This window comes from Bifidobacterium pseudocatenulatum DSM 20438 = JCM 1200 = LMG 10505 (assembly GCF_001025215.1).
Taxonomy (GTDB): domain Bacteria; phylum Actinomycetota; class Actinomycetes; order Actinomycetales; family Bifidobacteriaceae; genus Bifidobacterium; species Bifidobacterium pseudocatenulatum.
This window is the reverse complement of sequence record NZ_AP012330.1, coordinates 959,340-978,443: the sequence shown is the minus strand read 5'-3', so window position 1 is coordinate 978,443 and position 19,104 is coordinate 959,340. Positions and strand designations below refer to the sequence as shown.

The 19,104-nt window shown below is 56.6% G+C and carries 14 protein-coding genes; 7 read left to right on the top strand and 7 right to left on the bottom strand.

Going from position 1 to position 19,104, the window contains the following annotated elements; genetic code table 11:
- Window positions 1-6 precede the first annotated feature (6 nt).
- Window positions 7-405 (bottom strand): DUF4418 family protein, encoded by a 399-nt coding sequence (locus tag BBPC_RS04025; protein ID WP_004221683.1) that lies wholly within the window; start codon window positions 403-405, stop codon window positions 7-9.
- A gap of 120 nt (window positions 406-525) precedes the next feature.
- Window positions 526-3,183 carry an ATP-dependent helicase gene (locus BBPC_RS04020; RefSeq protein ID WP_047749737.1) on the bottom strand — a complete coding sequence of 886 codons (2,658 nt, stop codon included), beginning with the start codon at window positions 3,181-3,183 and terminating at the stop codon, window positions 526-528.
- A 190-nt stretch (window positions 3,184-3,373) separates the two neighbouring features.
- Here BBPC_RS04020 and BBPC_RS04015 point away from each other — a divergent pair, with 190 nt between their 5' ends.
- Both BBPC_RS04015 and BBPC_RS04010 read left to right on the top strand, forming a co-directional pair.
- The gene (locus tag BBPC_RS04015; protein ID WP_004221678.1) at window positions 3,374-3,955 is read left to right on the top strand and encodes a xanthine phosphoribosyltransferase; all 582 of its coding nucleotides are present in this window, start codon (window positions 3,374-3,376) and stop codon (window positions 3,953-3,955) included.
- A gap of 57 nt (window positions 3,956-4,012) precedes the next feature.
- Window positions 4,013-5,404, top strand: coding sequence for a nucleobase:cation symporter-2 family protein (locus BBPC_RS04010; RefSeq protein ID WP_004221677.1), 1,392 nt, complete (start codon window positions 4,013-4,015; stop codon window positions 5,402-5,404).
- 110 nt (window positions 5,405-5,514) lie between these two features.
- Here the strand turns inward: BBPC_RS04010 and BBPC_RS04005 are convergent, their stop codons facing one another.
- From BBPC_RS04005 to BBPC_RS03990, 4 genes are all read right to left on the bottom strand, one after another.
- Window positions 5,515-7,350 carry an acyltransferase family protein gene (locus tag BBPC_RS04005; RefSeq protein WP_004221675.1) on the bottom strand — a complete coding sequence of 612 codons (1,836 nt, stop codon included), beginning with the start codon at window positions 7,348-7,350 and terminating at the stop codon, window positions 5,515-5,517.
- 278 nt (window positions 7,351-7,628) lie between these two features.
- Window positions 7,629-8,858, bottom strand: a complete 1,230-nt coding sequence (locus BBPC_RS04000) for an acetate/propionate family kinase (protein WP_004221674.1) — start codon at window positions 8,856-8,858, stop codon at window positions 7,629-7,631.
- Between the two features lie 88 nt (window positions 8,859-8,946).
- Window positions 8,947-10,617 carry a phosphate acetyltransferase gene (gene pta / locus BBPC_RS03995; RefSeq protein WP_004221673.1) on the bottom strand — a complete coding sequence of 557 codons (1,671 nt, stop codon included), beginning with the start codon at window positions 10,615-10,617 and terminating at the stop codon, window positions 8,947-8,949.
- A 197-nt stretch (window positions 10,618-10,814) separates the two neighbouring features.
- On the bottom strand, window positions 10,815-13,292 hold the full coding sequence (locus BBPC_RS03990; protein ID WP_004221672.1) for a phosphoketolase: 2,478 nt from the start codon (window positions 13,290-13,292) through the stop codon (window positions 10,815-10,817).
- A gap of 456 nt (window positions 13,293-13,748) precedes the next feature.
- On the opposite strand from BBPC_RS03990, the gene guaA reads away from it, so the two are divergent.
- On the top strand, window positions 13,749-15,311 hold the full coding sequence (guaA, locus tag BBPC_RS03985; protein WP_004221667.1) for a glutamine-hydrolyzing GMP synthase: 1,563 nt from the start codon (window positions 13,749-13,751) through the stop codon (window positions 15,309-15,311).
- Between the two features lie 195 nt (window positions 15,312-15,506).
- On the opposite strand, the gene BBPC_RS03980 is transcribed toward guaA, so the two are convergent.
- The gene (locus tag BBPC_RS03980) at window positions 15,507-16,040 is read right to left on the bottom strand and encodes a helix-turn-helix domain-containing protein (protein ID WP_004221664.1); all 534 of its coding nucleotides are present in this window, start codon (window positions 16,038-16,040) and stop codon (window positions 15,507-15,509) included.
- A 191-nt stretch (window positions 16,041-16,231) separates the two neighbouring features.
- On the opposite strand from BBPC_RS03980, the gene BBPC_RS03975 reads away from it, so the two are divergent.
- From BBPC_RS03975 to BBPC_RS03960, 4 genes are read left to right on the top strand one after another with little or no spacing between them, the layout of a single operon-like run.
- The gene (locus BBPC_RS03975) at window positions 16,232-16,432 is read left to right on the top strand and encodes a MerR family transcriptional regulator (RefSeq protein ID WP_033524007.1); all 201 of its coding nucleotides are present in this window, start codon (window positions 16,232-16,234) and stop codon (window positions 16,430-16,432) included.
- 3 nt (window positions 16,433-16,435) lie between these two features.
- Complete coding sequence (locus tag BBPC_RS03970; protein WP_004221659.1) at window positions 16,436-17,512, top strand: site-specific integrase; 1,077 nt, start codon at window positions 16,436-16,438, stop codon at window positions 17,510-17,512.
- Between the two features lie 2 nt (window positions 17,513-17,514).
- Window positions 17,515-17,835, top strand: a complete 321-nt coding sequence (locus BBPC_RS03965) for a plasmid mobilization protein (protein ID WP_004221657.1) — start codon at window positions 17,515-17,517, stop codon at window positions 17,833-17,835.
- Between the two features lie 7 nt (window positions 17,836-17,842).
- Window positions 17,843-18,997, top strand: coding sequence for a helicase RepA family protein (locus tag BBPC_RS03960; protein ID WP_033524006.1), 1,155 nt, complete (start codon window positions 17,843-17,845; stop codon window positions 18,995-18,997).
- The last annotated feature ends 107 nt before the right edge of the window (window positions 18,998-19,104 follow it).

Genomic DNA, 19,104 nt, shown 5'->3' with positions numbered 1-19,104 from the left:
ATTGGGTCAGGCGCGCTTCGCCGGCTTGAGATCGAGATATGCCGCGATTGCCGCAAGTACAGCCAGCAGCACGCCGAGCACGATCAGCGTCGGCAAGGTGACCATATGGCAGCGCATCATGGCACCCTTGCACACGCCGATGAGCACGGTCGGCACGGCGATGGTCAGCACGCCGAGCACCGCATTGGCGAGGTCAAGACCGGCGCGGGTCTGATCGGATACGAACAGGCCGACAATGCCAAGCGCCACGATCACGATGCCGATGCCGAGCGCGGCCTGAGCCGTGTAATGACATGCCATCGGCGTTTCTTTGACCGCGCATACGTGAGCGAAGGTCTGCGGCGCGATGGCGATCAAGATGCCGAGCACGATCTGCGAAATGCCTGCGTACAGTTTCTTATTCATAGCTTCCTCTCAAAAAAAGACAAACACCGCCGATTATTGCAGGGTCTCTTTGAAAAAGAAAGTCTTGTTTTTTCCTCCTTTTCGTGCTACAGAGGAGATTTCATCCGTTCTTCATCTCCGTCATAGCATTTCAATGGGTGCCATACGCAACAGCAGACGCTTGACCTCACCATTGCCAAAATCAACGGTAATGACCGAATTCATGCCCTTGTCCTGCGTTTCAATGACCGTACCCAACCCGAAATGATCATGCGTAAGCTTGTCGCCGACATGCACGTCTGCAATGTTCAGATCATTATGGCTACCGGCCGGGCTTGCGGATGAGGATTTGGTTAAATCCACAGGCTTGTTTTTCGGCTTGACACGTCGCGTGGTGACCTTGCCCGATTTCCCTCCTGACTTGCCGGAGCCATACGAACCATACGAGCCATATGAGGAACCGGTTCCCGATCCTCCGCACGAGCGCCGAGATGTGGAACCATACGAGGATGATGAGCCCTGCGTAGCCGGGCCGCCGTACTGCGAGCGCCCTGCCCCATATGAAGACGATCCGTATGAGGAACGAGACCACCGCGAGCCGGAACCGTATGAGGAACCATAATCCGACTTTCCATACGAGGAACCGCCGAATGACATCGATCCGAAATCGTCATCATCGTCCCAGCCGCCGAACTCGTCGTCGTCATCCTGCCAGCTGGCACGCATGCGTTCGACGCCGGCTTCGCGTCTTTTCCAATCAATCAGTTCGTCTGGAATCTCATCGAGGAACTGACTGGGCATCATGTCGCTGGCTTGCCCCCATTGCGCGCGTACGGCCGCGCGTGTCACATACAGGCGTCGCTTCGCGCGAGTGATGCCCACGTAGGCGAGACGGCGCTCCTCTGCCAGTTCGCTGGTGTCTTCCATGGCACGCTGGTGTGGGAATGTGCCTTGCTCCATGCCGGTCAGGAACACATACGGGTATTCCAGACCCTTTGCGGTATGCAGGGTCATCATCGTCACCTTGCCGGAATCTTCGTTCTCCCCTGGCAATTGGTCGGAATCGGCCACCAACGCGGTGGTTTCCAAAAATCCCGCCAATGTGGCGTCTGGCGTGTTCTGCTCGAATTCCGCCGCCACTGATTGCAGCTGGGAAAGATTATCGACGCGGGAAGCGTCCTGCGGATCCTCGGAGCGCTGCAGCTCTTCCAAAATCCCACTCTTGGCAAGCACTTCGGCAACCACTTCGGATGGCTTCGTGTCATGGTCCTTCGCAAAAGCCGCAAGCTCATGCATCATGTCTCGGAACGCACTCAACGGTTTCGTCGTGCGCGTGGACATGCCTTCGATCTGTTCCATATGTTCAATCGCTTCGAAAAAAGTGGTGCCATGGGCATCAGCATACGAGGCAACGAGTCCTTCCGCACGAACGCCCAGTCCGCGCTTCGGCACATTGAGGATACGTCGAACGTTCACATTGTCCGCAGGATTCACGATGGCCTGCAAATACGCGAGCGCATCCTTGATTTCCCTGCGTTCGTAGAATTTGGTGCCGCCGACGAGCTGATACGGCAGGTTGGCATTGATCATGGCCTCTTCGAGCGAGCGTGATTGCGCGTTGGCTCGATACATGATGGCGATGTCGCGATACGCCACGCCTTCCTCGTTGTGGATTCGTGCGATTTCGTTGGCGATCCATCCGGCTTCCTGTTGCGCGTTGTCGGCCGCGTATCCGACGATTTTGTCGCCTTCGCCAAGTGCCGTCCACAGTTTTTTCGGCTTACGATTTTCATTTCTTGCGATCACCGCATTGGCTGCGTCGAGAATGGTCTGCGTCGAACGATAATTCTGTTCGAGCATGATGGTTTTCGCGTTAGGGAAATCCTGCTCGAAATCCTGAATATTACGAATATCCGCGCCTCGGAACGCATAAATCGACTGGTCGGAATCGCCCACCACCGTAATCCAAGACGGTCCGACACGGCCTGCTCCTCGCATATGTGGATCGGGCTGTTCTCCCGAATCAATGCCGGAAAGCTCACGTACGAGCACATATTGCGCATGGTTGGTGTCCTGATACTCGTCCACGAAAATATAACGGAACTTATGCCGGTAATATTCGCTCACCTGTGGGCAACGCTGGAACAATTCGACGGTGCGCATGATCAGATCGTCAAAATCCACGGCATTCGCCATGGCCAGACGGTACTGGTACTCCGCATACATCACGGCGACCAGCTCGTCGACGTCGCCGGCCGAAACCTGATATCCGCGCTGGCCTGGCTTGTAGTCGCAGTTCACGCTTTTCAGCTGGTCCTGCCATGAAATCAACGAATTCTTGCAATCCGAGATCTTGCCCAATAGCATGCGCGGCGTATACCGCTTCGTATCGATGTTCAAATCGCCGCTGATGAGCTTGACCAAGCGTTCGCAATCAGCCGTGTCATAAATGGAAAATCCTGAGGTAAGACCGATTTCCTTGCCGTCACGTCGGAGGATGCGCACGCACGCGGAATGGAAAGTGGAGATCCACATGTGTTCGGCTTCAGGCCCTACGAGGGACGCAAGGCGTTCGCGCATTTCGGCCGCGGCCTTGTTCGTAAAGGTGATGGCGAGAATGCTGCTCGCCCAAAAACCATGTGCCAGCAGCCATGCGATGCGTCTGGTGAGCACGCGGGTCTTACCGGATCCGGCACCAGCTCCGATGAGCAGGGCTTGTCCGTAGTACTTCACCGCTTCCATTTGCTGCGGATTGAGGTCCTTGATCAGACTTTGCGGATCGCACAGGACTGGTCCCATATTCTGCTCCACCGGTTCCTCTTTCCATGAAGATTCGAAGTCGATTACTGCGAAATTCATATCTATCACACATGCAGGTCAGCGCAACACTCGCATGGTCAATTGACGCGCGTATGCTGAACGTTTATATGCGGTTCACCGTATGTCAACATCAACGCCGCCTTATGCGGCCAACAATCTAAGGGGATTCATGAAGGAGCTCGAAGAGCGCATTCGCCTGCAGGGTACCGTCAAGCCAGGTAATGTGCTGAAAGTGGATGCTTTCCTCAACCACCAGTGCGATGTCGAATTGTTCGACCACATGGGTGCCGCTTGGGCGGAACATTTTGCCGGTAAAACCATCAACAAGATCCTGACCATTGAAGCTTCCGGCATTGGTATCGCCTGTGTTGCCGCGCGTCATTTCGGCAATGCGCCTGTGGTGTTCGCCAAGAAGGCGCAGTCCATCAATCTCGATGGCGACCAGTACACCACCACCGTCTACTCCTTCACCAAGCAGAAGGAATTCCCCGTCATCGTGTCCAAGAGGTATCTCAACGAGGGCGACCATGTGCTGTTGCTTGATGACTTCCTGGCCAACGGCAAGGCTCTGAAGGGCCTGATCAATCTGTGCCATGATGCCGGAGCGACGGTCGAGGGCATCGGCATCGCGGTGGAGAAGGGTTTCCAGGGCGGCGGCGATGAGCTGCGCGCAGCGGGATACGACGTTGATTCCCTGGCAATCGTGGAGTCGATGGATCCGGAAACCGGTACCATCGAATTCCGCTCCTGATCGTCGCATCTCACGGGCGCGCATCAGAAACCATTACAACCTGTTACTCATCGCAGCATGAATGAGAGAGGATTCATTGTGAGAGAAGAGAAGAAGAAAGACAACACGAACGAGAAGAAGGGCGTTTCCTTTGAAGCGCTTAGCAGCTTGGACGCGCCTGTTTCGTTCTGGAAGGGCATCCCGTTCGGCCTGCAGCATGTCATGGCGATGTTCGTGGCCAATCTGGCTCCGATTTTCTTGGTGGCTTCCGCCGCCAACATGAGTGCCGAGCAGTCTGCCACGATTATTCAGGCCGGTCTGCTGGTGGCAGGTCTGGGCACCTGCCTTCAGCTGTATGGCGTGTGGCTGATCGGCTCCCGCCTGCCGATGGTCACTGGCATTTCCTTCACCTATGTGGCTGCTGCCATGTCGATCGCCCAGAACCAAGGCTACGGCGCGGTCGCCGGCGCGGTTGTGCTTGGTGGCCTGTTGGAGGTTGTGCTTGGTTTGACGGCCAAGTATTGGCGTCGCTTCGTGCCGCCGATCGTATCCGCGATTGTGGTTACGTCGATTGGTTTCTCACTGCTTTCCGTTGGTGCCACCAGTTTCGGCGGCGGTTCCGGCGCTGAGGATTTCGGAAGCTGGCAGAATCTCACGCTCGGTCTGATTTCGCTGGTCGCCTGCTTGGCGTTCCAGCTGCTGATGAAGGGTACTGCCAAGCAGCTTTCCGTGCTGTTCGGCTTGGTTGTCGGCTATGTTGTCGCGATTTTCATGGGCAAGGTCGATTTCTCTGGTTTCGCGAATCTGCAGGTTGTGTCCGTGCCGCATTTCATGCCGTTCCAGCTTGAATTCGATCCGGGCGCGATCATCTCCTTCGCCCTGCTGTATGTCGTGTCTTCCGTTGAGGTGCTGGGTGATACCGCTGCGCTCACCAAGGTTGGTCTCGACCGTCAGCCTACCGATAAGGAGACTGCGGGCGCCATTGCAGGCGACGGTCTCATCTCCTCCGTCTCCGGCCTGTTCGGCTGCTTGCCGTTGACGTCGTTCGCACAGAATATCGGCTTGGTCGCCATGACCAAGGTCGTCAACCGTAAGGTGATTCTTTCCGGTGGTCTGATTCTGGTGATAGCCAGCTTCGTGCCTGCCGTGGCGGAAGTGTTCAATTCCCTGCCGCAGGCCGTGCTTGGTGGCTGCACCATCATGATGTTCGGTAACATCATCCTGTCTGGCTTCCAGATGATTTCCGAGGCCGGCTATACGCAGCGCAACATCACCATTGCGGCGTTGAGTCTCACCATCGGTATCGGTTTCACGCAGGTCGGCGACATTTTCGTCAACTTCCCGCCGCTGTTCCAGTCCATCTTCGCATCCAATTGCATCGCCGTGGCGTTCGTTGTGGCCGTGCTGTTGAATGCTCTGCTGCCGAGTGAAGAGCATTTTCTGTCGGCTCCGCAGCATCAGGAAGACTGAGTCCGTTCAGATCCTAAAAGGTTATGAGGAATCCCCCTGCTCAAACGAGTCAGGGGGATTCCTCATATTCATCGCAAAACTGCTTTGCCGCGATTCGCAAGAAGGATGTTTCAGTGCCCTTGCTTGATCCAGTTCGCAATTGCATCCTTGACAGCCTGGGCGTACAGCGTATTGGACATGCCAGGGTGAATACCATCTCCGGCAAGCTCATCAGGATGCGCCGAAATCGTAGCGTCCCAGTCAACGAGAACAACGTTGTCGGAATGGGCAGCCGCGAAGTTGCTCAACGCGTCGTTCGTTCCGGGGACCCAAGACACGGGGGCATGCGCATTAATCAGCACAAGCACATGATCCGGTCCAATGTCGTTCAGTATGTCATTGAGTTGGCCATCGGTCACCGCTGAATTCGTAGCCAAGCCGACCAGCACCCATTGGCGCAATCCTTCCGGCTGGCTTTTGGCTTGGTCTATAAGTCCCAATGCCTTGGTCATCGAACGTGAGGTTTCCGCATCAACAGTGATTCCGGGAAAAACGGATTGCAAACCTTTACTGGAGGCAAGCATCACCGAGTCACCGAATGCGACCATCTGCTGCCCGTCAGGCATGGTGTATGCGGGTTTCTTGGGCGCTGGCGGATGCTTCCTATCGAAGTCGAGGTGCATGCCCTGCTGCTCTTTCAGCATTTTCGCATTCTCTTCCAACGCGCGTTCCACACTGGTCTGCTTTGGTGCGTTGGCTACCGCGTATCCGGACATCAAGCATGTACTCAATACCACGGCGATCGTAATCCAGCATCTGGTTACATCCCACATTCCGTTTTCTGGCAGCGGGCGAATCATGGCGATAAATCCGCCACGGGCGACGGGCTGTTCTACCAACTTCCACGACATGGCGGTACAACATGCGGTAAGAGCGAGTGTGATTAGCAGCATCCATCCCAGATGCCGAGCACCCCACTGGGGGAACATCGCCTTGGTGAACAACCATAAAGGCCAATGCCACAGGTAAATGCCGTATGAATATCGGCCGGCCACATCAAATGGTTTGAACACCAGCAGATCCTGCATCCAAGATCCGAAAGGAATGGAACCGGCGACCAGAACCACTGAAAGTAGCGAAGCCGCGAAAATCCCTCCATAGAAGGCAGCAGGACCCTGCTCAACGTGCTGCATCATCCATAACAGAATCAGTAATGCCACAAAAGCCGCCGCAGGGCCGATCTTGCTCCAGACCAGACGAGCGCGTTCCATGATCGCCGTTTCTTCCGGACGACCGTTGCCACGCCGTATGATCATCAGCAGCCATGCCAGCATGGCACCTAGCCAAAGTCCCATGGCATGTGTGTCCGAACCGAAATACACTCTGGTTGGATCGGTTCCCGGGTGATACTGCAATCCCATGGAAAGCGCACTGCACACGGCAAGTCCGGCAAGTACCGCCACCGGCACCCAACGTACCAGAATTTTTCGAAGCAGGTAGATCAGCAAAGGAGCCAACAGATAGAACTGCATCAGCACCGACATGAACCACAGATGACGGAACATGTCTGGATTCATCTGCGAGAAATAGCTGGCGCCACTGCCGATGGCATACCAGTTGTAACAACCCAGCATAGCCGTCACTATCTGGTTGTTAATGTCCACCAACATGTCTTGGTTGATGAACCATGCCAACGATACGGTGACGGGAATCATCAGAATCAACGCCGGGTATATTCTGCGCAGACGCTTGAGGTAATATTCCTTGAAACCTATTCCCTTGCCGGAATCAATATGATTCAGCAACGACGAGAAAATCAGAAAACCTGAAATGGTGAAGAATATGTCAACACCTAGGAATCCGCCCCGCAGAGTGCCCTGGTCGCAGTGATACAACACTATCGCGATCAAGGCGATGCCCTTGAGGCCATTCAGACCGACAAAACGACGTCTTACCACAACAATCAACCGCTTCTCTCAACATGCGACGTATGCGCGTTAGGCACAACGTTTCGTATCGTACTACCAGCCCCTCCCCCATTATGCGGACCATGAACAGATATGGAAAGTCATTGTCTGGGACGATTGGAAACGTTCGGCGATCGAAACCTTAAAAGCGGTGAAACATAAGGATTATTCGAAAAAGAAAGGACCGTACGTCCCATTGGCATTGGATTTGATTCCAATGGAACGTACGGTCCTCTTCATACGGTCCCGTCAATCATTTGACTGCGGGATCTCCTCGCTCACTTGGAGAAGACGTTGCCGTAAGTGTCTTCGCCTGCTTCTGCGATTGCCGCGGACTTGCGGGCGATTGCCAGCTCCTCGTTGGTCGGAATGACGCAGATGGTGATCTTGGAATCCGGGGTGGAGATGATGCGCGGTTCCTTGGAACGGGTGGCGTTCTTCTCTTCGTCCAGCTTGACGCCGAACGGGGCGAGCTTGTCGCACACCATCTTGCGGACCACGTCATCGTTCTCGCCGACGCCTGCGGTGAAGGTGATCACGTCTACGCCGCCCATCTGAGCGGTGTAGTTGCCGATGTAGCCGACGATGCGGTGCACGTAGACATCGAGAGCCAGCTTGGCGTCCTCGTTGCCTTCGGCGACCAGACGGTGAACCTCACGGAGGTCGCCGAAGCCGGTCATGCCCATCATGCCGGAACGCTTGTTGAACAGAGCGTCGAGCTCGTCCACGTTCATGTGGGCGTTGCGGATCAGGTGGAAGACGACGGCCGGATCGATATCGCCGGTACGGCCACCCATCATGAGGCCTTCGAGCGGGGTCAGGCCCATGGAGGTCTCGACCGGCTTGCCGGAAACTTCGGCGGAGGCGGAAGCGCCGTTGCCGATATGCAGCACGATCTGCTTGAGGCCTTCAGCCGGCTTACCGATGACGCTCGGCACCACGGAGGAGATGAACTCGTGGGAGGTGCCGTGGGCGCCGTAACGGCGGATGTGGTACTGGTCGGCGATTTCCTTGTTCAGCGCGTAGGTGCTTGCGGCCTTCGGCAGCTGGAAGAAGAAGGAGGAATCGAACACGAAGATCTGCGGGACGTCCGGCAGGAGCGCGCGCATGACTTCAGCACCCTTGGCTTCCGGACCGTTGTGCAGCGGCGCGAGCACGGCGAGGTCCTTGACCTGGTTGATGGTCTTGTCGGTGACCAGAGCCGGGTTCGGGAAGATGGAACCACCCTGCACCACGCGGTGACCAACAGCCACGATGCCGGCCTCGTCCAGCTTCGGGCCGAACTCGTTGAAGAAGCCGAGCACGCGCTTCAGACCCTGCTCGTGATCGTGGATCGGCTCTTCCAACTCATGCTTCTCGCCGTTGAACTCGTGCTTGTAGTGGCCGTCAACCGGCTCGCCGATCTTCTCGACCAGGCCGGAAGCAATACCTTCACCGGTTTCAAGATCAACCAGCTGATACTTGATAGAGCTGGAACCGGAATTGATGACAAGGACGGTTTTCGCCATTGTGGGCATCCTCCATGTGTTAATCGATGTGCCGCTTGCGCGACTTTCCAAACTTTAGATTACTCTTTGCTTGCTACAAAATAGCGTTTTACTGGGCTTCGATGGCGGTCAGGGCAACCGTGTTGATGATGTCCTGCACGGTTGCGCCTCGGCTCAGGTCGTTGACCGGTCGGTTCAGGCCCTGCAGCACCGGACCGACGGCCACCGCGCCGGAGGAACGCTGGACGGCCTTGTACCCGATGTTGCCCGCGCACAGATCCGGGAACACGAACACATTGACATGGCCAGCCACATCGTTGCCCTTGGCCTTGGTGGCTGCAACGGTCGGCGACCAAGCCGCGTCGAACTGGATGGAACCGACGACCGCGAGGTCCGGAGCCTTCTCCTTCACGAGTGCGGTTGCTTCCTCCACGAGATCGACGTCCGGTCCCTTGCCGGATCCCAGCGTGGAATACGACAGCATGCCGACCTTCGGATCGAGGCCGAACGCCTTTGCCGTTTCGGCGGACTGGATGGCGATTTCCGCAAGCTGCTCAGCGGACGGGTTCAGGTTGATGGCGCAATCGGAGAACACTGCGACATGGTCCTTGAAGCACATGAGAAACGCACCGGACACGAGGGAAGTTCCCGGCTTGGTCTTAATGACCTGCAGGGCCGGACGTACGGTGTTGGCCGTGGAGTTGATGGATCCGGAAACCAGACCGTCAGCCTTGCCGAGCACCACAAGCATGGTGCCGAAGTAGCTGTCGTCGGCGAGCTGCTTGCGAGCCTGTTCCTCGGTCATGCCCTTCTTGGCGCGCAGTTCGCACAGCTTGGCGACCATCGGAGCGAGCACTTCCTCGTCGTCCTTGGCCTGGAACTGCGCCTTTTCAAGGGATTTGAGACCAAGCTCCTCGCCGCGGGCGAGAATGCCTTCCCTGTCTCCGACGATGATCAGATCGACGATATCACGCTCAAGCAGATAGTCGGCCGCCTTGATGATGCGGTCTTCGGATCCTTCCGGAAGCACGATGGTTTTCTTGTCCGCCTTGGCCTTGCCCAGCAGACTGTACTGGAATGCGTATGGCGTGGTCGGCGCCTCGAATGGAGCCTCGACAGCGGCGATAAGCTCTTCGGCGTTGACATTCGCCTCGAATGCCTCCGTGGCTTTGGTCACGGCGTCTTCCTCGTCAAAATCAACGGCGGGTAACGTCCACACCGGCACCTCGTAAGCTGCGAACTCCTCCTTGAGGGGTTCCACCTGTTCGTCTTTGCATCCGGTGATGAACACGCCGGCGACCTTGCTGCCTGCATTCTCGATGATGGTCTTCGACGCCTCGACAGTGCCCAGGACCTGTTCTGGAGTGCGGTTGATGGTGCATACGGCAAGAAGCACGACGGACTTGAGATCAGCGGCTACGTCAGCATTGAACGCAAAGATGGACGGGTCGTTGATGGCGGATTTGTCCGTTCCGACAACAACCACGGCTTCGGGCTGGGCGGTTTCGATGGCTTCCGTGTAGGCGGCCACGATATCGGCCCGGGAGCCTTCCTTGTCGGTGCGTGCACGCTTCGGGCAAACACCGACGGATTGTTCACGGCTCAGCCCCGAGTTGCTTGCTTCAAGAAGAACGTCGGTGAAGGTTTCCTTGCGACAAACCGCCGGACGGAACACGGCCGTCTTCTTGGCAGCTGCGAATGCCTTGGTGACGCCAAGGGCCACGACGTTGCGGCCGTTTGCTGCTTCAGGGCTGATAATGGTGACGCTGGTTAGACTCACGATGTCTGCTCCTATTCGTTGTTTTTAAGGTGTGTGACTGCGCTGTTTCGCACCATGTGCCATTGTAATGCGTGAACGGTAACAGACACGCATCTCATGAAACGGTGTTGCGAACAGACGGTGAAGAGTAAACAGAAAACCCCAGAGGACGAATCCTCTGGGGTTTTCTTCAAGCGATCAGCCTATAGAGGCTAGACTCACTCGTTATCGCCAGCGGTTGCGGCGGTAGCGGAGACAGCACCCTGCTTGGTGGTGTTGACGCCGGAGTAGACCCAATCGGTGTAATCCGGGTGATCGTAGCCGTTGTCGACTGCGAACTGGAAGGCTTCCTGACGGAAGGCTTCGAGTTCGTTGATCTTGTCGGCGTACTTGTCAGCATCAATCATGCGCAGAGCTTCGGCAACGAGCTCGTAGCGGTCGATGTTGTTCACGCGAACCATGTCGTACGGGGTGGTGGTGGAGCCCTGCTCCTCGTAGCCGTGGACGTTGAAGTTGTCGTGGTTCGGGCGATCGTAGATCAGACCACGCACGTCGCGAGCGTAGGAGTGGTAAGCGAACAGGACCGGCTTGTCTTCGGTGAACAGGTCAGCGAAGTCAGCGTCGGAGATAGCCTGATCGTTCTCCTTGGTGGACTGCAGCTTGACCAGATCCACAACGTTGACGACCTTGAACTTGATGCCGAGCTCGTTGAGCTTGTCGGCAGCAGCCATGATCTCCTGAGCCGGAACGTCGCCAGCGGAGGCGAGCACGATCTGGGCTTCGCCGTTGGACTTGGCGGTGGAAGCCCACTCCCACTCGGCAGCGCCCTTCTCGAGCTCAGCGCGAGCTTCGTCCAGGGTCAGCCAGGTAGCGGCCGGCTGCTTACCAGCAATGATCGCGTTGATCATGTTGGTGGACTTGTAGCACTTCTCAGCCACAGCGAGCAGCATGTTGGAATCCACCGGGAAGTAGATGCCGATCACGTGATCGTTGTTGAAGCACTTGTTCAGCAGGACGGAGGTGACACCCGGATCCTGGTGGGAGAAGCCGTTGTGATCCTGACGCCACACGTGGGAGGAGACGAGCAGGTTCATGGAGGAGATCGGCTTGCGCCACGGGATCTCGCGGACGGTAGCCTCGAGCCACTTGGCGTGCTGGTTCAGCATGGAGTCGATCACGTGCACGAAGGACTCGTAGGAGCTCCAGATGCCGTGACGACCGGTGAGCAGGTAGGCCTCGAGGAAGCCTTCCATCTGGTGCTCGGAGAGCTGCTCAGTGACCTGGCCGGTGACAGCCATGTGCTCGTCAACCTGGGAGGACAGGTAGCCGGCGTCCCACTGCTTGTTGGTGACGTCGTAAGCGGCCTGCAGACGGTTGGAAGCGGTCTCGTCCGGTCCGAAGATGCGGAAGGAGTCCGGGTTGTTCTTGATGATGTCGCGAGTGTAGACGCCCAGACGACGGGTGGCTTCGAGCTGGCCCCAGCCGTGGCCGTACTCGGCGACTTCCTTGACCTCGTAGTCTTCGAGGGCCGGCAGGTTCAGCTCTTCGCGGATCACACCACCGTTGGCATTCGGGTTGGCACCGATGCGCAGTTCGCCGGTCGGCATGAAGGCGGTGACTTCCGGCTTCACGGCACCGTTCTCGTCGAACAGTTCTTCCGGCTTGTAGGACTCGAGCCAGTTCTTGAGGACTTCGAAGTGAGCCTCGGTATCGCGGGCGGAAGCCAGCGGGACCTGGTGGGAACGCCAGGAGCCTTCGGTCTTCTTGCCGTCGATGAACTTCGGGCAGGTCCAGCCCTTCGGGGTGCGGAAGATGATCATCGGGTAGAACGGACGAGTCATGTCGTCGGTCTGGGCTGCGGCCTTGATGTCGCAGATCTCGTCGAAGACGGTCTCGAACAGCTCGGCGAAACGACGGTGGATCGACAGGTGATCCTCGTTGTCGAAGCCAGCGACGAACTCGTACGGCTCATAGCCCATGCCGTGGAAGAACTCGTGGAGCTCTTCGTCGGAGATGCGGGACAGGATGGTCGGGTTGGCGATCTTGTAGCCGTTGAGGTGCAGGATCGGCAGCACGATACCATCGGTGCGCGGGTTGACGAGCTTGTTGGACTGCCAGCCGGTGGCCAGCGGGCCGGTCTCAGCTTCGCCGTCGCCGACGATGGCCGGAACGAACAGGCTCGGGTTGTTCATCACAGCACCGTAGGCGTGAGACAGGGCGTAACCCAGCTCGCCACCTTCGTGGATGGAGCCCGGAGTCTCCGGAGCGTAGTGGGACGGAATGCCGCCCGGGTAGGAGAACTGGCGGAAGAACTTCTGCAGACCAGCTTCGTCCTTGGTGATCTTCGGGAAGGTCTCAGTGTAGGTGCCGTCCAGGTAGGACTGAGCGGTACCAGCCGGGCCGCCGTGGCCCGGGCCCATGATGATCACAGTGTTCTGCTGGTGATCAGCGATGAGACGGTTGATGTGGCCGATGAGGAAGTTCAGGCCCGGGGTGGTGCCCCAGTGACCGACCAGACGGTGCTTGACGTCTTCGCGGGTGAAAGGCTCCTTCATCAGCGGGTTGCTACGCAGATAGATCTGGCCGATGGAGAGGTAGTTGGCTGCACGCCAGTACTTATCCACGCCTTCGATAGCTTCCTCGGAAACCGGAGCGTTCAGCTTCTTCCAAGGGGTGCCAATAACAGGACTCGTCATGTGTACTCCTGTACTCCTGCACTGTGTTGTGCGATTGTTTATTTTCATTCGGTCCTGAATCTCGCAAAACCTTGCGGTTCCGCGGAACGATTCATTCCCAATCACTTGAGCATATTACGAGCGAGGTGCGACTTTTTGCTGTTTTTTTGCGACTGTGTGCGCAAGTGTGTCGTTTCTGTTAGAAAATGAGAGCTTTTATCGGGAGATTTGTGAATACTTCACATGCTATCAAAAAGATTGATAAACGGCTCAATATCAACGATATCAAGCCATCCTCACACCTTTTTCACGTTCGTTTTGCAATACTTGCATGCGGCGTGTTGAACCATGCGTAGTAAGCAATTGTGAGGTTTGTTCACTTTCTGTTCACAGCGTTTCCAATGTCTGCTCGCGTCGCCACAATAGAACAGTTAGTATTGTTGCTTCTTCATACCTCATATCAAAAGGGAGAGTGTTATGGCTGCAGGTCCTGTGCTCGTTGTTGATTTCGGAGCCCAGTACGCCCAGCTGATCGCACGTCGCGTGCGTGAAGCCAATGTTTATTCGGAGCTTGTGCCGCATTCCATGCCGGTCGACGAGATGCTGGCCAAGGATCCGCAGGCCATCATCCTTTCCGGTGGTCCGGCTTCGGTGTTCGAACCGGGCGCGCCGCGTGTGGACAAGAAACTGTTCGAGGCCGGCGTTCCCGTACTGGGCATCTGCTACGGCTTCCAGGCCATGGCCTATGCCTTGGGCGCGAATGTCGACAAGGCCGCCCTTGGCGAATATGGCAAGACCGAGACCTTCATCGACAAGTCGGAAGGTCTGCTCGACGGCTCCCCCGCCGATCAGAACACGTGGATGAGCCATGGCGTGGCCGTCAAGACCGCGCCGGAGGGCTTTGAAGTGCTGGCGCATACCGAGGGCGCGCCCGTTGCCGCCATGCAGGACGAATCCCGCAAACTGTACGGCGTGCAGTGGCATCCTGAAGTCAAGCACACCCCGATGGGCCAGCAGCTCATCGAGACCTTCCTGCACAAGTGCGCAGGGCTCGGCAACAACTGGGATGCCTCCAGCATCATCGAGGATCAGGTCGCGAAGATCCGCGAGAAGGTCGGCGACGCACAGGTGATCTGCGGCCTGTCCGGCGGCGTTGATTCCGCAGTCGCGGCGGCTCTCGTGCACAAGGCCATCGGCGATCAGCTCACCTGCGTGTTCGTGGACCACGGTCTGCTGCGCAAGGGCGAGGCCGAGCAGGTCAAGCATGATTTCGTCGAGGCGACCGGCATCAAGCTCATCGCCGTGGACGCCTCCGAAGACTTCCTCACCGCCCTGAAGGGTGTGAGCGAGCCGGAGAAGAAGCGCAAGATCATCGGCGAAAAGTTCATTCGCACGTTCGAGAAGGCTCAGCGCCAGGTCATCGAAGAGGCGGGTGCTTCCGGCAAGGAAGTCAAGTTCCTTGTTCAGGGCACCCTCTACCCGGATGTTGTGGAATCCGGCGGTGGCGACGGCGCAGCCAACATCAAGTCGCACCACAATGTGGGTGGCCTGCCGGACGACATCAAGTTCCAGCTCGTCGAGCCACTGCGTACCTTGTTCAAGGATGAGGTTCGTGCCATCGGTACCGAGCTTGGATTGCCGGACGAAATCGTCTGGCGTCAGCCGTTCCCTGGCCCGGGCCTCGGCATCCGCATCATCGGCGAGATCACCAAGGAGCGTCTGGATCTGCTTCGCGAGGCCGACGCCATCGCTCGCGAGGAGCTTTCCAAGGCCGGTCTTGACCGCGATATCTGGCAGTGCCCGGTCGTGCTCCTTGCCGATGTGCATTCCGTGGGTGTGCAGGGCGACGAGCGTACCTACGGTTCGCCAATCGTGCTTCGTCCGGTTTCCTCCGAAGACGCCATGACCGCAGACTGGTCTCGCATTCCGTACGATGTGCTTGCCACGATTTCGACGCGTATCACCAATGAATGCCGTCAGATCAACCGTGTGGTGCTCGACTGCACCTCCAAGCCGCCGGCAACCATCGAGTGGGAATAACTGACAAAACCAGCAAAGCCTTGAAAACACTGGGGTCTTAAAGCGGAAACGGGGCATTTGATAGCAAATTGATAGCAGATACCAAAACCGGATTTACTTTGTTCACTCCCGTATAACGGGTGGTTTGCGGGTAAATCCTCCATATCCTAAGAAAAAGGTCTTGCTGACTTTCACCAGTCGGCAAGACCTTTTTTGTTATTTGTCTTTTCTCTGTTTCTTCAATCCTTTTATCAGAGCATCGCTTAATTCCTTCGAGGGGACTTTGGCCCACCGCTGGGTGGTGTCGTACTTCGGGTAGTTGTAGCGCCAGCGGTCATAGTCCTCCTTGGTGATCTCCCCGGCCTCCAGCTTCGCCGCCTGTTCCCGCCACGCAATCAAGATTTTGTTCAGCTCACTGGCTTGACGGCCTCCCTGAAAAATATCTGCTTGCAGGCAGGCACGTCCATCCGCCTCTACCACTTTCAGACTGTAAACATCCTCCAAGGCGAACAGCGTATGGGCCAAACCTATGTAGTTGTCTATGTCCGGGACGCTCAACGCCTGGGGCGATACATCTAATGTATGCGCCAGGGCAGCGGTCAAGTCGGCCTTCGGCGTCCGGGTGCCTGTTTCGTACTGTGCCAGACGAACATCGGCGGAACGCTCTGGAAAGCCCACCGCCATACCAAGATACTTCTGTGTCATACCCCGGAGGGTGCGGAAAAAATGGATGCGCTCTCCTATTGCCATAAATGCCAACTCCTATCTGGTGGTTTCTGTCGAAAGTAGTATAACATATTCGCTTAGTAACAGTCAAGAGTATCTTAAACAAAAAAGTTAAAAATTATTCCGCAAGCCACTTGACAAAGCAAATTTGCTTAGTTATAATAGATTAAGCATAAAGGCTTAGTTTTCGAGCCATGAAAGGAGGTGAGCTCACAATGGCAAGCACCATGTTCATGCGGGTGGACGAGGTAGCGGAGGAATTAGGGGTTTCTGTCCCCTATGCCTATAAGCTGATTCGTTCCATGAATGCGGAGTTGAAAAAGACGGGCTGTATTACCATTTCAGGCCGGATCGACCGCAAATTCTTCCACGAAAAATTTTATGGCACAAGGGGTCAGAGTGAAAGGAGTGATTAACCTATGGCGGCGTTTAAGAACAAGGCCAACGGCACTTGGTACGTCCAGTTCCGCTATACGGACTGGAAGGGAGAGCGCCAACAGAAGTTGAAGCGTGGCTTTGCCACCAAAAAGGAGGCCCAGACGTGGGAGCGGGAGTTCCTGATGCAGAAGCAGGCCGATGTGAACATGACCTTTGAGAGCTTCGCCCAGCTCTATGAAAAGGACATGAAGCCCAAGCTGAAGCTGAACACCTGGCTGACAAAAGAGAGCATTATCCAGAAGAAAATCCTGCCGTATTTTGGAAAGCGGAAACTGTCGGAAATCACCGCCAAGGATGTGATGGATTGGCAGAACGCGATCCGGGAGTTGACAGACGCCAAAGGAAAGCCCTATTCCCCCACCTATCTCAAAACCGTCCACAATCAGTTGAGCGCCCTCTTTAACCATGCTGTCCGCTACTACGGCCTCCAGGTCAATCCTGCGGCCAAGGCCGGGAACATGGGTGTGGAGGAACGGCGTGAAATGCTGTTCTGGACGAAGGACGAGTATTTGAAGTTTGCCGACGCCATGATGGACAAGCCCCTCTCCTACTACGCCTTTGAAATGCTCTACTGGTGCGGTATCCGGGAGGGGGAACTGCTGGCCCTCACCCCAACAGACTTCGACTTTGAGGCGGGTACAGTGTCCATCAGCAAATCCTATCAGCGGCTCAAGGGCAAGGACGTGATTACCACCCCCAAGACGAAAAAGAGCAACCGTGTCATTAAGATGCCCAAATTCCTCTGTGGAGAGATGGAGGACTACTTAAAGATGTTTTACAGCACCGGGGCAAATGAACGGATTTTCTCTGTCAGCAAGCACTATCTCCACCATGAAATGGACAGAGGTGCGAAAGCGGCGGGAGTGAAGCGGATCAGGATTCACGACCTCCGACATTCACACATTTCCCTGCTGATTGATATGGGCTTCACCGCCCTGGCAATCGCTGACCGGGTGGGGCATGAGAGTATCGACATCACCTACCGCTACGCCCATCTGTTTCCTACAAGGCAGACGGAGATGGCGGACAAGCTGGACTTTGAAAGGATGGGAACGTAACCATGTCACTGAAAAACCGAGACAACAAAAATCGCTGGAGGAACAAGACCGTGGCCTTCCGGGTGTCCCCGGAGGAAGATGAACAGATCGAGGCCGCTGTGCGGCTCTCCGGCCTGACAAAGCAGGACTACATCACAAGACGCCTCCTGTGCCGGGAAGTAGTGGTACAGGGTAATCCCAAGGTCTACAAGGCCCTGCGTGACCAGCTTGCCGCCGTTCTGGACGAACTGCGGCGGGCCGAGGACGGGGCTGGCGTGGACGATGAACTGCTGGACACCATTCAGATGATCGCCGCTATCATGGGCGGCATGAAGGAGGTTTGATAGATTGATGGATTCCAAGGAAACGAAAGGGACTGTCCCGGTTCCGTCTGTTGGCGCAGACGGGGAACAGCCCATTTCACAAACACCCACCGCAAGTATAACAGAGGAAACGACAGAAAACAATCCCCCTGAAAAAAATTATGCGGAACTGCTGCGGAAAATGCAGCGCATGAATGACCCGGCGTATCTCCCCACGATTTCCATGAACGAGTTGTACGAGAACGTCTATCAGAGCAGACCGCCCGTCATTGACGGTCTGCTCTATCCGGGGACGTACCTCTTTGCGGGAGCACCCAAGGTGGGCAAGTCGTTCCTGATGGCCCAGCTTGCCTACCACGTCAGCATGGGCCTCCCCCTGTGGGACTATCCCGTTCACAAGGGGACTGTCCTCTATCTGGCGCTGGAGGACGATCACCGCCGCTTGCAGGAGCGGCTTTACCGGATGTTCGGCATGGACGGCACCAACGACCTCCTCTTTTCCATCTGTGCCAAACAGGTTGGCGCTGGGCTGGAGGAACAGCTAAAGCGGTTCGTGCAGGAACACCCCGACACCAAGCTGATTATCATTGACACCCTCCAGAAAATCCGGGAGGCTGGCGGGGATAAATACAGCTACGCCAACGATTATGAGGTGGTGGGAAAGCTGAAACGCCTCGCTGACGCTTGCGGCGTCTGTCTCCTGCTGGTACATCACACTCGCAAACAGCAGGCCGACGACAAGTTTGATATGATCTCTGGCACCAACGGCCTGTCGGGGGCGGCGGATGGGGCCTTTCTTCTTCAGAAGGAGAAGCGGACAGACGACACCGCCACCCTGGATGTGGTAGGACGTGACCAGCAAGACCAGCGGCTCTATCTCACCAAGGACAAGGAACACCTAACATGGACACTGGAGCGGATGGAAACGGAGTTGTGGGTAGAACCCCCCGACCCGGTGCTGGAGGCCGTAGCCGCTTTTATTACGGCGGAGAGGCCGTCCTGGAGCGGTACAGCCACGGAGTTGGCAGCGGTCCTGCAAGTGGATATGAAGCCTAACGCCTTGGCTATGCGGCTGAACGTCCGGGCCGGGAAACTGGCGGCAGAGTATCACATCCATTATGAGAACACCCGTACCCACGCCGGGAGAAGTATCAGCTTGACGCTGGAGCCTCCCCAAGCGTGACGACCGTGACGGCTTTTTTGAGAGCGGGGGCGGTGTCTAAAACATCGTCACGGTCGTCACGGCTGTCACGGGGGAGCGGGGTCAAATGTCAAGGGGGCATACCTACG

What these genes read in the sequence shown, in the direction of transcription:
- BBPC_RS04025 (WP_004221683.1), bottom strand. Translation starts at nt 405, where the DNA reads ATGAATAAGAAACTGTACGCAGGCATTTCGCAGATCGTGCTCGGCATC.
- BBPC_RS04020 (WP_047749737.1), bottom strand. Translation starts at nt 3,183, where the DNA reads ATGGGACCAGTCCTGTGCGATCCGCAAAGTCTGATCAAGGACCTCAAT.
- BBPC_RS04015 (WP_004221678.1), top strand. Translation starts at nt 3,374, where the DNA reads ATGAAGGAGCTCGAAGAGCGCATTCGCCTGCAGGGTACCGTCAAGCCA.
- BBPC_RS04010 (WP_004221677.1), top strand. Translation starts at nt 4,013, where the DNA reads ATGAATGAGAGAGGATTCATTGTGAGAGAAGAGAAGAAGAAAGACAAC.
- BBPC_RS04000 (WP_004221674.1), bottom strand. Translation starts at nt 8,858, where the DNA reads ATGGCGAAAACCGTCCTTGTCATCAATTCCGGTTCCAGCTCTATCAAG.
- BBPC_RS03990 (WP_004221672.1), bottom strand. Translation starts at nt 13,292, where the DNA reads ATGACGAGTCCTGTTATTGGCACCCCTTGGAAGAAGCTGAACGCTCCG.
- guaA (WP_004221667.1), top strand. Translation starts at nt 13,749, where the DNA reads ATGGCTGCAGGTCCTGTGCTCGTTGTTGATTTCGGAGCCCAGTACGCC.
- BBPC_RS03980 (WP_004221664.1), bottom strand. Translation starts at nt 16,040, where the DNA reads ATGGCAATAGGAGAGCGCATCCATTTTTTCCGCACCCTCCGGGGTATG.
- BBPC_RS03975 (WP_033524007.1), top strand. Translation starts at nt 16,232, where the DNA reads ATGGCAAGCACCATGTTCATGCGGGTGGACGAGGTAGCGGAGGAATTA.
- BBPC_RS03970 (WP_004221659.1), top strand. Translation starts at nt 16,436, where the DNA reads ATGGCGGCGTTTAAGAACAAGGCCAACGGCACTTGGTACGTCCAGTTC.
- BBPC_RS03965 (WP_004221657.1), top strand. Translation starts at nt 17,515, where the DNA reads ATGTCACTGAAAAACCGAGACAACAAAAATCGCTGGAGGAACAAGACC.
- BBPC_RS03960 (WP_033524006.1), top strand. Translation starts at nt 17,843, where the DNA reads ATGGATTCCAAGGAAACGAAAGGGACTGTCCCGGTTCCGTCTGTTGGC.